The organism is Flavobacterium lindanitolerans (genome assembly GCF_002846575.1).
GTDB classification, from domain to species: domain Bacteria; phylum Bacteroidota; class Bacteroidia; order Flavobacteriales; family Flavobacteriaceae; genus Flavobacterium; species Flavobacterium lindanitolerans.
Map to the genome: position 1 here is coordinate 176,804 of NZ_PJND01000010.1, position 14,290 is coordinate 191,093.

Consider the following 14,290-nt stretch of genomic DNA (forward strand, 5'->3'; position numbering starts at 1 on the left):
TTTTTTTCATAATAATAACCTCCAAATATAATAAAGTAGGAGCCACAAAAAGAAATTATTTAGAATTTTAGCATTTCGGGTTAGAATTCGCTAAATCATTTTCAGCAATTCATGCAATCTTTCTTTTTTTCTTTGTGATATCGGAAGTTTGCTATTATCGGCCATAATGACATAACCTCCGTCTTTTTTGATGTAGGATTTGAGGCAGGAAAGATTGATCAGATGAGACTGATGGATTCTTTCGAAGCCATGCTCTGCCAATAATTCCTCGTATTCTTTTAGTGTTTTTGAAATCAAGATCGGCTTGCCGTTCTTAATATAAAACTTGGTATAATTGTCTTCAGACTCACAGCGAATAATATCGCTGACTTCCAACAGGTGAATTCCGTCGGAAGTAGAAAGCGCTATTCTTTTAAAATTATCAACTTTCTTTCTTATATTTTCCAAAAGCAGGTCGATGTGCGCGTAATTATCATTCTTTTCTAAAGTGCTTTTTATTTTTTCTATAACTTTTTCCAATTCTTCCGGGTCTACAGGCTTTAAAAGGAAATCCAAAGCACTAAATCGGAATGCCTTGATAGCATATTCTTCATGGGCTGTGATAAAGACAATATGCGAAGAAGACTTGCCATTTTTTTGCGCCAGATTTTCGAGAATATCAAAACCTGTACCATCTGTAAGCTGTATGTCGAGAAAAACCACCTGAGGTTTAAGGCTGTCCATAACCTTGATACCTGTTTTCACGCTGTCAGCTTCTCCTAAAATTTTAATTTCAGGCGCATAGCGACTCAACAGGCTTTTCATTCCTTTTCTCAGGTTGCTGTCATCATCTATCAATACTGCTGTAATCATACTTATTTAATATATTGTATAGGCAGGTGAAGGACTACTTCCGTACCAACCGGATTTCCATTTTCGTCTTTCAGTTCCTTTATTTCTACTTTTGATGTTTTTGAGGTAACTGCCTCCATCATTTCAAGTCGTTTCCGGGTTATATCCAAAGCCATCGATTTATGAATTGAAACCGAAGCTGCTTTTAACTCCTGCGACTTTTCAAAACCTATCCCGTTATCGACAATTGTACATATCAGGCTTTCTTCTTTTAGTGAGAAATCAATATCGATTTTTCCGACTTCTTTTTTAGGAATCAAACCGTGGATAATTGCATTTTCCACAAAAGGCTGCAATAATAGCGGTGGCAGTGCCATATCGTCTTCTATCAGGTCACTTTTGGTGATGCTGAAATTAAACATTTTATCGGAACGAAGTTGCTCCAGCTCCAAATAATTTTGCAGGCTTTCAATTTCCTTATCAATCGGGATAAGCGATTCTTTAGAATATTCCAATGTAAGCCGCATCAATTTTGAAAATTTGGAGAGGTATTTTATAGCTGAATCCGTACCGTTTTGTACAATAAAGCTTGAAATAGAACCCAGGCAATTAAATACAAAATGCGGATTCATCTGAAGATGCAGTGCTTTTTGCTCGTATTCTGCCAACTCCTTCTGCAAGGTTAGTGTTTTTTTGAGCTGCATCCTGTTATAAATCAGAAAAATAATTCCAAAAATCAAGATTACGAATAAAGCTCCAAAAATGGCCTGCAGTTGGTATCTTTTATTTTGTTCCTTAAAAAGCAATTCTCTTTTTTCATGAGCCTCTTGCTGCATGGTCTGCTTTTTTTCAAAATCAAAATTCATTTCAGCCTGAACGCTTTTCCTGATATTTTCATGGCTAACCAGACTGTCTCTTGCAATATTATAATATTTATAATGCTCTAACGCCAGGTCCGGTTTGTTTTGCTTTTCATAAATCGAACTGATGAGTTTTTCGGAATTCATGACCTGTTCCAACACCTCCAGTTCTTTAGCAAGTTTTAAGGCACTGACTGCATTAGCCATTGCTTCATTATATTGTTTCTGGCTATAATAAAAATTACCCAAGTGCGAATAGGTATCTGAAATACCAAATTTATCGTCTATAGATTTGAACTGGGCAATGGCTTTTTCCCAGCTTTCTGTCGCTTTAGGCAAGTTGCCTGTTTGCCAATAATAGGAACCCAGATTGTTGTATAATTCTCCCAGTCCTCTGGCATCGCTGCTTTTATCGAAGGTATTTTTTGATTTGGTATAATACTCAAAAGCTTTGGAATAATTTTTCTGTCTTAGATAGATATTACCAATATTGGTGGTAGTGATACCTACGGTCATATCTCCTGCCTTTTCCTGAAGTTTTTGGGCTCTTGTAAAATAATCCAATGCCTTGAAATCTTCTTTCAGGGCCTGATATACTATACCAATATTATTGTAGATACGGGCTGTTCTTGCCCCGTCTTTCATTTCTTCATAAATCCTGACCGCTTTCAGGTGGTATTGCAAAGCTTTGGCATAGTTACTTTGTTCCGAAAAGACTATCCCTATACTTCCATAAGCGCGGGCAAGTCCGTTTTTTATCTTGGAACTATTTTTAAGGTCGGTTGCCAGATCGGCTTCGAAGATTTGTTGTGCATTTGAAAAATTATCCAATGCCAATGAATAGTTTCCGAGAATGACATTTACGTTTCCTAAATTCAGACAGGCATTTCCTTCTTCAATCCGATACTTTATTTTTTTGGAGAGTTCCAGTGCTTTGTTTGCATACTCACGCATCTGCTTTGGATCACTGGACATGTATTCTGATGCTATTGCATTCAGCAGTTCGGCCTTATCAATATCGTTTTTTGTATGGTTTAAAACGTTTTTCAGGCTGTCTATCGTCTTTTCCTGCGAATAGGAAAGAACGCAAAACAGCATAAAAAAGCAGATCACAAAGGATTTCATATTCATTCCAAAAACGTTTTATCTTTAAGATTCCGGCACACCAATTCACACGATGCGCAATTAACAAAAATAATATTCTATTTCCCGAATATAGTCAAAACTTAGAATTTGACGGTTTTAATTTAGAATTTGATTTTATAAAAAAACCCTTTCGGAATATACATCCAAAAGGGTTTTAATTATTTAAAGATAGCTAAATTATTTAATCTTGAAAGCTTTTTCACCAGGGAAATAGGCCGTACTTCCTAATTCTTCCTCAATACGAAGCAATTGATTGTATTTTGCCATACGGTCAGAACGCGATGCCGAACCTGTTTTTATTTGTCCACAGTTCAAAGCTACCGCCAAATCCGCAATTGTATTGTCTTCTGTTTCTCCGGAACGGTGCGACATTACTGATGTATATCCGGCATTGTGTGCCATATTTACTGCAGCAATGGTTTCAGTTAGCGTACCAATCTGGTTTACTTTTACTAAAATTGAATTTGCAATTCCCTTGTCTATTCCTTTTTTAAGACGCTCAACATTGGTTACAAACAAATCATCTCCTACAAGCTGTACTTTATCCCCTATTAATTCTGTAAGATATTTCCAACCGTCCCAATCGTTTTCCTGCATACCGTCTTCAATCGAAATAATTGGATATTTTGATGCCAGTTCAGCCAGATATTCTGCCTGTTCTTTTGAAGAACGAACTTTTCCTGTTTCCCCTTCAAACTTCTTGTAATCGTAATTTCCGTTTACATAAAATTCTGAGGCAGCACAATCTAAAGCAATCTTAATATCTTCACCAAAAACATAACCTGCATTTTCAACTGCCTTTTTAATTGAATCCAATGCGTCTTCTGTTCCACCAGCCAAATTTGGAGCAAAACCACCTTCATCTCCTACCGCAGTACTCAATCCTCTATCGTGCAATACTTTTTTCAGGTGGTGAAAAACCTCTGTTCCCATTTGCATTGCCTGTGTAAACGTTTTTGCTTTTACCGGCATAATCATAAATTCCTGAAAAGCGATTGGAGCATCCGAGTGCGAACCTCCATTGATGATATTCATCATAGGAACCGGAAGCGTATTACCTGAAACACCTCCAACATAACGATACAACGGCAAGCCCAATTCATTTGCAGCTGCTTTGGCAACCGCCAAAGAAACCCCAAGAATAGCATTAGCGCCCAGGTTTGACTTATTAGGAGTACCGTCCAATTCAATCATTCTCTGATCGATCAGGTTTTGCTCGAAAACAGAATTTCCTAATAATTCTTCGGCAATTTTTATATTTACATTTTCCACCGCTTTCATAACTCCTTTACCCATAAATGCTTTGCCTCCGTCACGAAGTTCTACGGCCTCATGTTCTCCCGTTGAAGCTCCTGACGGTACGGCAGCCCTACCCAAAATTCCATGTTCTGTTACTACATCAACTTCAATAGTTGGATTTCCTCTGGAATCAAGGATTTGTCTTGCGTGGATTTTAATAATTCTGCTCATTATTAATTGTTTATTTGTTATTATTTGGTTGTTTTTCTGAATAGAACACAAATTTAAGGATTTTAAAATCCGAAATCTTTTATTTTTTAAAAACTTATAAACGCAAACGTTTTAGCATTTGTTATTTATTTTCTCACAACTCTTTCCTTCTCACAACAGTATTTTTCGCCCTACTATTTCATCCTGTCATTCTGGCATAGAAAAAATTAAGAATCTGCATAAGATTTTTTGTTGTCAGATTTGTTAATACAACTCCAGAACACTATTTCAAATTCTAATTCAAAACCGCTAAATTCTAATTAGTTTTTGTTTTTTTGCGCAAATACGCCGAAATTCAGGCGCTATTAATCAAACAACTAACTAATGAAAAAAAATCTATTTTTTTGGGCATTACTTGCCTTCTATTGCCATGCCTATGCACAGGCTCCCAGTAATGATGACTGTGCCAATGCCACTTCGCTAACCGTTAACACTAACTTGTCCTGCACATCAAAAACTGCCGGAACATTAGCAGGCGCTACAGACTCCGGAATCGAAGCAGATACCGGTACTGCCGATGATGATGTGTGGTATAGCTTCGTTGCAACAGCAACAACACACAAAATCAGCCTATTAAATGTAGAAGGTGATGACACCGATTTAGCCCATGAGGTCATGAGCGGAACTTGCGGAACATTAAACATCCTGAGTTCCAGGGATCCTAACACAAGTGTTGTTTCCGGATTGACAATTGGAACTACGTATTATGTAAGGGTTTACAGTTATTATGATGACGCTGTCACAACAACATTTGATATTTGTGTAGGCACTTTACCAGCTTTAACCAATGATGAATGTGCAAATGCTATAATTTTGACGCCTAACTCAGGTTTAACCTGCACTTCTGTCGCTACAGGAGTTTTGGCTGGCGCTACCGATTCTGGCGTTAGCACGGAAACGGGAACTGCAGACGACGATGTATGGTATCGCTTTGTAGCTACAGCAACATCTCATAAAATTTCACTTTTAAACATTGATGGCAACGCAACCGATTTGGTACACGAAGTAATGGATGGCACTTGTAGCTCCTTGAACATATTGAGTTCCAGCGATCCTGAATCTAGTCTTGTTAGCGGCTTAACCGTTGGTAATACCTATTATGTAAGAGTGTTTTCGTATGGATCCAGCCCGGCATTGACTACTTTCGATATTTGTATAACTACTTTACCGGAATTAACCAATGACGAATGTACAACTGCAATTTCCTTGACAGTAAATCCCGCCAATACACCATGTGCTTCTGTAACACCAGGAACACTTATTGGCGCTACAGATTCTGGAATTTCAACGAACATAGGAACTGCTGATGATGACGTGTGGTATAGTTTTGTAGCTACTGCTACTTCCCACAGAATAAAATTAATTGACAGCAGTGGAGATAATACGGATTTGGTTCACGAAGTAATGGACGGTGTTTGTGGTTCATTAGTTGTACTAAATTCAAGCGATCCTGATTCAAGCCTTGTTAGCGGCCTTACTATAGGTACTACTTATTACGTAAGAGTATTCAGTTACGGAAGCAGCCCTTCGGAATCGACAACCTTTAACATCTGTGTAAGCGTTCCTCCGGCTCCACCTGCTAACGACGAATGCGCTAATGCAATAGCTGTTCAAGTAAACACAAACGATTCCTGTACTTTAAAAACCGCAGGAACACTGGTTAGCGCTACTGATTCGAACGAAAGCGAATCAAGTGTTGGTAATTCAAATGATGACGTTTGGTACACATTTGTAGCCACCTCGACAACACACAGAATTAAGCTGTTAAATATTAACGGTGATATTACTGACCTTGTACACGAAGTATTCCAGGGAACTTGTGGTGGCCAGCTTATAAGCTTACACGCAAGCGATCCTGAATCAAGCCTTGTTACCGGACTAACAGTTGGAACTACTTATTACCTTAGAGTATTCACGTACAGTTCTGCTGCCGCCGAATCAACTACTTTTAACCTTTGTATCAGCGTTCCGCCAGCAGCACCAGCTAACGACGAATGTGCCGGAGCCGTTGCTTTGACTGTAAACTCTGATTTCAACTGTACATCAACAACTTCAGGAACATTGGCAAGTGCTACAAATTCCGGAATCGAAGCCGATACAGGAACAGCAGATGATGATGTATGGTATAGCTTTGTCGCTACTGCTGCTACTCACAAAATAACACTTACAAACGTTGAGGGCGACCAGACCGATTTGGTACATGAAGTATTAGACGGCACATGTGCAGGATTAACTATTTTAAACTCAAGTGACAATGACGAAAGCACAGTTTCCGGGCTAACTGTTGGCACTACTTATTATGTAAGGGTATTTACTTACGGAAGTACTGCTTCAGAATCAACGACTTTTGATATTTGTGTAGGAACATTTCCACCGGCTCCAGCGAATGATGAATGTGCTGGTGCTATTGCCTTAACTGTCAACTCTGATCTTAACTGCACAACTGTAACTTCAGGAACATTAGTAAGCGCTACGGATTCCGGAATTGAAACGGATACAGGAGAGGCAGATGATGACGTATGGTACAGCTTTGTAGCTACTGCAACATCTCACAAAATAAATCTTATAAATGTAGAAGGAGACGAAACAGATTTAGTACACGAAGTGTTTGAAGGCACTTGCGGTACATTGTCTTTATTATATTCGAGTGATAGCGATTCTAGTTTCGCTACAGACCTGACTGTTGGCACTACTTATTATGTTAGAGTATACAGTTATTACTCTGATACACCGGAATCAACAACTTTTGACATCTGCATTGGTTCTCAGCCTGCCCCTCCGGCAAATGATGACTGTACGAATGCAATCGCACTTACAGTAAATGCCGACGCATCCTGCGCTTCTACAACAGCAGGTACAATTGCCGGCGCTACGGATTCGGGAGAATCGGAAAGCAGTGTTGGAACAGCAGATGATGATGTTTGGTATACTTTTGTAGCTACGGCAACTTCACATAGAGTAACCCTACTAAACGTAGAAGGAGATCCATCAGACCTTGTTCATGAAGTTTTTGAAGGAACATGTGGAGGACAATTGATAAGCATATCTATCAGCGATCCTGATACAAGTGTGGTTAGCGGATTAACCGTTGGTACTACTTACTATTTAAGAGTATTCAGTTATAATAGTGATGAAATTGGATCTACCAATTTTGATATTTGTGTTGGTACTACACCTCCACCACCTGCAAATGATGATTGTGCAAATGCCATCACTTTGACTGCTGCTACAACATATGCCGGCGGAGCTGTGAATTCAACTATAGCAGGCGCTACAGATTCTTCTCTTTCAGCCACTATTCCGGATCCGGAATGTGCCAGTTATGAGGGCAGTGATGTTTGGTATAAAGTAGTTATTCCTGCAGACGGAAAATTAACTATTGAAACTGGCAATCCTGTCGGGTCAAGCGTTACCGGCTTTGATTCAGGGTTGGCAATTTATTCAGGAACTTGCGATGCTTTAGAATTAATCGAATGCAATGACGATGGTGGAAGCGCAAATTATTCAAAAATCAACCTGACCGGAAGAACAGCAGGAGAAACAGTTTATATCAGAGTATGGGAATACAGTAACGATGAAGAAGAAGCTTTCTCAATCTCTGCCTGGAGTCCGACATTAAGTGTTCCTGGATTCAATAACGCTAATTTCAAAGCTTATCCGAATCCTGTTAGCAATATTTTGAACCTATCTTACGACCAAAACATTTCAGACGTAAGCATCTTTAACTTATTAGGTCAAAATGTGGTTTCCAAAACAATTAATGATACTAATGGTACAATCGACATGTCTAACTTGCCGACTGGATCTTATTTAGTAAAAGTAACTGCAGAGGGACAAACTAAAACCATTAAGGTGATGAAGCAATAATCTGGAAACAGATTTCAAAATAAAAGAGCCACTTTATAAAGTGGCTCTTTTTTATTCTGATTTATTTTTATTTTGCTACACAGCTTTTGATTTTCTCAATAAACTGATCAAATAAATAAGATGAATCATGCGGTCCCGGACTTGCTTCCGGGTGATACTGTACTGAAAAGCAATTTTTATTTTTCATTCGCATACCGGCAACGGTTCCGTCGTTAATATGAAGATGGGTTATTTCCAAATCCGGATGTTTTTCCAACGCTTCACGATTTACCGCAAATCCATGGTTTTGGGAAGTTATTTCTCCTTTTCCTGTAATAACATTCATTACCGGATGGTTTATCCCTCTGTGGCCGTTAAACATCTTATAGGTTGGGATTCCGTTAGCAAGAGCCAAAACCTGATGTCCAAGACAGATTCCAAACACAGGATCATCATTGGATAAAATTTTCTTTGCTATTTCTATAGCTCCAAAAAGAGGATCCGGATCACCAGGACCATTGGAAAGGAAAAATCCATCAGGATTAAAAGCTTTCATCTCTTCATAGGTCGTATCAAAAGGGAAAACTTTTATATAACAATCTCTTTTGGCAAGATTTCGCAATATATTTTTCTTGATTCCCAAATCCAAAGCTGCAATTCTATATGTAGCCGTTTCTTCACCTACAAAATAAGGTGCTTTGGTAGAAACTTTCGAAGCCAGCTCCAAACCTTCCATATTAGGCACTTTTGCCAGCATTTCTTTTAATTCTTCAATAGATTTCCCATCGGTAGAAATTACGGCATTCATAGCACCATTATCCCGAATGTAGCTTACCAGAGCCCTGGTATCTACATCAGAAATGCATATTAAATTCTGCTTCTTAAAGTAGTCCTCAAGGCTACCGGAAGAATTGGCACGCGAATAATTAAAAGAAAAGTTTTTGCAGACTAATCCCGAAATCATAATCTGATCGGATTCTACATCTTCCTCATTCACTCCATAATTACCAATATGGGCATTTGTTGCCACCATAATTTGGCCAAAATAGGACGGGTCTGTGAAAATTTCCTGATAGCCTGTCATTCCTGTATTAAAGCAGACTTCGCCAAAAGTAGTTCCTTCTATACCTATAGATTTCCCGTAAAAGATGGTTCCATCACTAAGAAGGAGAATTGCTTTTTGTCGTGTTGTGTATTTCATTTTTTATTGTTGTGTTGTGTAGTTATGGAATGCGGTTGCAAATTTAATTCAATTTTAGAGTTTCTAAAAATTTATTTCTCGATAGACCATTTTCAAACGGCAAAAAAAAAGGATAAACTATAATAGCTTATCCTTTTTTTATTTATGAAATGAATTTCTTCATTATTCAGCAGCATCAGTAGAAGTTTCTGCAGCCGGTGCAGCTGGAGTTTCAACTTTTGGAGCCTCTTCGACAGCAGTTTCTTCTGCTTTCTTAGTAGACTTACCACCACGACGGCTTTTCGCTTTTTTAACTTCTTTTTTACCTCCGTTGTATAGTTCGTTGAAATCAACTAGTTCGATCATCGCCATATCAGCGTTATCTCCTAAACGATTTCCAAGTTTGATGATACGAGTGTATCCACCTGGACGATCTCCAACTTTTGCAGCAACATCTCTGAAAAGGTCAGTTACAGCATACTTATTTTTAAGGTAAGAAAAAACAATACGTCTGTTATGAGTAGTGTCTTCTTTTGATTTAGTAATCAAAGGCTCAACATATTGTTTAAGCGCTTTAGCTTTAGCAACAGTAGTGTTAATACGTTTGTGTTCGATTAGAGAACAAGCCATATTAGACAACATAGCTTTTCTGTGCGATGCCTGTCTGCTTAAGTGATTGATTTTTTTTCCGTGTCTCATTGCTATTGAAATTTAATCTCGAACGAATTCGGGATTAGATTATTCTTTATCTAATTTATACTTTGTTAAATCCATTCCGAAATGTAAATTTTTCACTGCAACAAGCTCATCAAGCTCAGTTAATGATTTTTTACCGAAATTACGGAACTTCATTAAGTCATTCTTATTGAAAGATACTAGATCTCCGAGTGTATCAACTTCAGCCGCTTTCAAGCAATTTAAAGCTCTAACAGACAAATCCATATCAACAAGCTTAGTTTTAAGCAATTGTCTCATGTGTAATGATTCTTCATCATAAGATTCTGTCTGAGCGATTTCATCAGCTTCAAGTGTTATTCTTTCATCAGAGAACAGCATGAAATGGTGAATCAAAACTTTAGCAGCTTCAGTAAGAGCATCTTTAGGATTGATAGATCCGTCAGTCTTGATTTCGAAAACTAGTTTTTCGTAATCTGTTTTTTGCTCAACACGGAAGTTCTCGATAGCATATTTCACGTTCTTTACCGGTGTAAAGATAGAATCCGTAAAAATAGTACCGATTGCAGCGTTTTGTTTTTTATTCTCTTCTGCAGGAACGTATCCTCTACCTTTTTCAATAGTCAACTCCATATTCAAGTTAACTTTGCTATCTAAGTTGCAGATAACCAATTCCGGGTTCAATACTTGGAAACCAGAAATAAATTTTTGAAAATCTCCAGCAGTAATCTGGTCTTTACCAGAAATTGAGATAGAAACAGATTCATTGTCTATATCTTCAATCTGACGCTTGAAACGTACTTGTTTAAGATTTAGGATGATTTCTGTAACGTCTTCCACTACTCCTGAAATTGTAGAAAACTCGTGATCTACACCTTCGATACGAACAGATGTTATTGCATATCCTTCTAAAGCGGAAAGCAAGACTCGTCTAAGTGCATTACCAACAGTCAATCCGTAACCAGGTTCCAAAGGTCTGAATTCAAACTTACCTTCGAAATCGGTTGAATCGATCATGATAACTTTATCGGGCTTCTGAAAATTAAATATTGCCATATGTTCGACTAGTGTCTTATTATTTGTTATACAACTCTACGATTAGTTGCTCTTTAATGTTTTCTGGGATTTGAAGTCTCGCTGGAACTGAAACGAAAGTACCTTCTTTAAGGTCGTTGTTCCAAGTAATCCACTCGTAAACGTGACTTGAATTAGATAATGAACGCTCGATAGCTTCTAAAGATTTAGATTTTTCACGAACGGCAACTTTATCTCCAGGTTTCAAGTGATATGAAGGGATGTTTACAACTTCACCGTTAACAGTGATGTGTCTGTGAGAAACGATTTGACGTGCAGCTCTTCTTGATGGAGCGATTCCCATTCTGAAAACTACGTTATCAAGTCTTGCCTCACAAAGTTGTAAAAGAACTTCACCTGTTACTCCTTTAGTAGCAGAAGCTTTTTCGAATAAGTTTCTGAATTGTTTTTCCAAGATTCCATAAGAATACTTAGCTTTTTGCTTTTCCATTAACTGGATAGCGTATTCAGATTTCTTACCTCTTTTTTTAGCCAATCCGTGTTGTCCCGGTGGATAATTTCTTTTTTCGAAGGCTTTGTCATCTCCGAAGATTGCCTCGCCGAATTTACGAGCAATTTTAGTTTTTGGACCAGTATATCTTGCCATTTTAAAAATTAATTAAGGTAGAGATTATGAATTCAGGTCATATCCTCCGATAATCTTAGATTCTACCTAGTTATACTTAAATATTAATTAAACTCTACGTCTTTTTGGAGGACGACATCCGTTGTGTGGCATTGGAGTAACGTCAATGATTTCTGTTACTTCAATTCCGCCGTTATGAATAGAACGGATAGCAGACTCACGTCCGTTACCTGGTCCTTTTACATAAACTTTCACTTTTTTAAGTCCAGCTTCTAACGCTACTTTGCTGCAATCTTCAGCTGCCATTTGAGCGGCATACGGAGTGTTCTTTTTAGAACCTCTGAATCCCATCTTACCTGCAGAAGACCAAGAAATAACTTCACCTTTTTTGTTAGTCAAAGAGATGATGATGTTGTTAAAAGTTGCATTAATATGAGCTTCGCCTGTTGATTCAACGATAACTTTACGTTTTTTTGTACTTGCCTTAGCCATACTACTTATTATTTAGTTGCCTTTTTCTTGTTAGCAACAGTTTTTCTTTTACCTTTTCTAGTTCTAGAGTTGTTTTTAGTTCTTTGTCCTCTTAATGGAAGACCAGATCTGTGACGAATTCCTCTATAACATCCGATATCCATCAAACGTTTGATGTTCAATGAAATTTCAGAACGCAATTCACCTTCAATTTTGAAGTAGGAAACTGCCTCACGGATAGCTCCGATTTCATCATCATTCCAATCTTGAACTTTAGTATCCTGGCTAACTTGAGCTTTTTCTAAAATCTCAATAGCTCTGCTTTTTCCTATCCCGAAGATATAAGTTAAAGCGATAACTCCTCTTTTGTTTTTAGGTATATCTACCCCTGCTATTCTTGCCATAACTATCCTTGTCTTTGTTTAAATCTAGGATTCTTTTTATTAATAACGTACAATCTTCCTTTTCTTCGTACGATGATGCACTCGGCACTTCTTTTTTTAACTGATGCTCTTACTTTCATTTTAATAGCTTTAGTATCTATAAGTAATTCTTGCTTTTGACAAATCGTAAGGGCTCATTTCCAGCTTCACTTTATCGCCAGGCAATAATTTGATGTAATGCATACGCATTTTCCCAGAGATGTGAGCTATTACAATATGTCCATTTTCTAACTCTACACGGAACATCGCATTTGATAATGCTTCGATGATGGATCCGTCTTGTTCTATTGCTGATTGTTTTGCCATAAAAATTAAGCTACTGCTTTTCTATTTTTACCACTTTTCATCAAACCATCGTAATGCTTGTTCAACAAATAAGAATTAATTTGCTGGATAGTATCACTTGCAACTCCAACCATAATCAATAACGATGTACCTCCGTAAAACAAAGCCCAGGATGGTTGTACATTCAAAACAGTGACAACGATTGCTGGGAACACAGCAATCAAAGCAAGGAATAATGAACCTGGGAATGTGATGTAAGACATAATCTTATCTAAGAATTCTGAAGTTTCAGCACCAGGTTTGATTCCTGGGATAAAACCGCCGCTTCTTTTCAAATCATCTGCCATTTTATTTGTAGGTACTGTAATTGCGGTGTAAAAGTAAGTAAAAACTATGATTAACAAGGCGAAAACCAAGTTATACTGCCATCCAAAAATATTCTGGAAAGCCGTACTAACTGAAGTAGCTGTTTCTGAGCTAGATAAACCAGCCAAAGCTGCAGGAATGAACATAATTGCCTGAGCAAAGATGATTGGCATAACTCCGGAAGCATTCAGCTTCAGAGGAATCCATTGTCTGTTTCCTGCCTGTTCGAATTCACCTGATACCGTACGGCGTGCATACTGTACCGGAATTTTTCGAACCGCCATAACTAATAGAACACAAGCTACGATGACGAGCAACCAAATTATTACTTCGAAAACCAAAAGCATTGGACCACCGTTATTGTTTGTTACTCTGGTAGAGAATTCCTGGATGAATGCTTGTGGCATTCTCGCAATAATACCCACCATAATCAATAACGATATACCGTTTCCGATTCCTTTATCTGTAATTTTTTCTCCAAGCCACATCGCGAAGATAGTACCTGAAACAAGTATTACAACAGACAAGAACTGAAATGCAAAAGGTGAGATCAATCCTGGGTTCACATTAGAAAGGAAAGCTTCTCCCGGTAAAGTTCTGTAAAGGTTGAAAATATAACCCGGAGCCTGAACCAACGTAATTACGATAGTCAACCAACGCGTGATTTGATTCATTTTCTTTCTTCCGCTTTCACCGTCTTTTTGTAGCTTTTGAAGGTAAGGCACAGCAATACCCATCAATTGAACTACGATAGATGCAGAGATATATGGCATGATACCTAATGCAAATACAGATGCCTGCGAAAACGCACCACCTGTAAATACATCAATTAACCATCCGATTCCTTCTTTTGTTTGATCAGTAAGTCCATGTAACTTAGTCGCATCAATCCCTGGAAGCGTTACTTGTGCTCCAAAACGATACACCAATAACAATCCAAGAGTAACTAAAATTCTGTTTTTTAGCTCTTCAATCTTCCAAACATTGCTTAACGATTCTATAAACTTCTTCATCTTGA

General features: G+C 37.9%; 13 protein-coding genes. 1 reads left to right on the plus strand and 12 read right to left on the minus strand.

All coding sequences use genetic code 11. The features are described from left to right. Positions 1 to 90: 90 nt before the first annotated feature. The 3 genes from B0G92_RS14955 to eno all read right to left on the minus strand — a co-directional run bounded on the left by B0G92_RS14955 (position 91) and on the right by eno (position 4,307). A complete protein-coding gene (locus B0G92_RS14955) occupies positions 91 to 852 on the minus strand; it encodes a LytR/AlgR family response regulator transcription factor (protein ID WP_056068778.1) in 762 nt (253 codons plus the stop codon). A gap of 2 nt (positions 853 to 854) precedes the next feature. Then, positions 855 to 2,822: a tetratricopeptide repeat protein gene (locus B0G92_RS14960; protein WP_101472844.1), complete on the minus strand. Its 1,968-nt coding sequence runs from the start codon at positions 2,820 to 2,822 to the stop codon at positions 855 to 857. Positions 2,823 to 3,014: 192 nt separating this feature from the next. Then, on the minus strand, positions 3,015 to 4,307 hold the full coding sequence (gene eno, locus B0G92_RS14965; RefSeq protein WP_056069090.1) for a phosphopyruvate hydratase: 1,293 nt from the start codon (positions 4,305 to 4,307) through the stop codon (positions 3,015 to 3,017). A gap of 363 nt (positions 4,308 to 4,670) precedes the next feature. On the opposite strand from eno, the gene B0G92_RS14970 reads away from it, so the two are divergent. Beyond that, positions 4,671 to 8,213 (plus strand): T9SS type A sorting domain-containing protein, encoded by a 3,543-nt coding sequence (locus B0G92_RS14970; RefSeq protein ID WP_101472845.1) that lies wholly within the window; start codon positions 4,671 to 4,673, stop codon positions 8,211 to 8,213. Positions 8,214 to 8,280: 67 nt separating this feature from the next. On the opposite strand, the gene carA is transcribed toward B0G92_RS14970, so the two are convergent. From carA to secY, 9 genes are all read right to left on the minus strand, one after another. Then, a complete protein-coding gene (carA, locus tag B0G92_RS14975; protein ID WP_101472846.1) occupies positions 8,281 to 9,393 on the minus strand; it encodes a glutamine-hydrolyzing carbamoyl-phosphate synthase small subunit in 1,113 nt (370 codons plus the stop codon). A gap of 162 nt (positions 9,394 to 9,555) precedes the next feature. Next, on the minus strand, positions 9,556 to 10,071 hold the full coding sequence (gene rplQ, locus B0G92_RS14980) for a 50S ribosomal protein L17 (protein WP_101472847.1): 516 nt from the start codon (positions 10,069 to 10,071) through the stop codon (positions 9,556 to 9,558). 39 nt (positions 10,072 to 10,110) lie between these two features. Continuing rightward, a complete protein-coding gene (locus tag B0G92_RS14985) occupies positions 10,111 to 11,103 on the minus strand; it encodes a DNA-directed RNA polymerase subunit alpha (RefSeq protein ID WP_056068801.1) in 993 nt (330 codons plus the stop codon). Between the two features lie 19 nt (positions 11,104 to 11,122). Beyond that, positions 11,123 to 11,728 carry a 30S ribosomal protein S4 gene (rpsD, locus tag B0G92_RS14990; RefSeq protein ID WP_056068803.1) on the minus strand — a complete coding sequence of 202 codons (606 nt, stop codon included), beginning with the start codon at positions 11,726 to 11,728 and terminating at the stop codon, positions 11,123 to 11,125. A gap of 87 nt (positions 11,729 to 11,815) precedes the next feature. Beyond that, positions 11,816 to 12,199, minus strand: a complete 384-nt coding sequence (gene rpsK, locus B0G92_RS14995; protein ID WP_023574076.1) for a 30S ribosomal protein S11 — start codon at positions 12,197 to 12,199, stop codon at positions 11,816 to 11,818. A gap of 8 nt (positions 12,200 to 12,207) precedes the next feature. Further along, on the minus strand, positions 12,208 to 12,582 hold the full coding sequence (gene rpsM, locus B0G92_RS15000; protein WP_056068805.1) for a 30S ribosomal protein S13: 375 nt from the start codon (positions 12,580 to 12,582) through the stop codon (positions 12,208 to 12,210). 2 nt (positions 12,583 to 12,584) lie between these two features. Beyond that, complete coding sequence (gene ykgO / locus B0G92_RS15005; RefSeq protein ID WP_002987490.1) at positions 12,585 to 12,701, minus strand: type B 50S ribosomal protein L36; 117 nt, start codon at positions 12,699 to 12,701, stop codon at positions 12,585 to 12,587. 10 nt (positions 12,702 to 12,711) lie between these two features. Further along, positions 12,712 to 12,927: a translation initiation factor IF-1 gene (infA, locus tag B0G92_RS15010; RefSeq protein WP_007136545.1), complete on the minus strand. Its 216-nt coding sequence runs from the start codon at positions 12,925 to 12,927 to the stop codon at positions 12,712 to 12,714. A 5-nt stretch (positions 12,928 to 12,932) separates the two neighbouring features. Then, positions 12,933 to 14,285, minus strand: a complete 1,353-nt coding sequence (gene secY, locus B0G92_RS15015) for a preprotein translocase subunit SecY (RefSeq protein WP_101472848.1) — start codon at positions 14,283 to 14,285, stop codon at positions 12,933 to 12,935. Between the last annotated feature and the right edge of the window lie 5 nt (positions 14,286 to 14,290).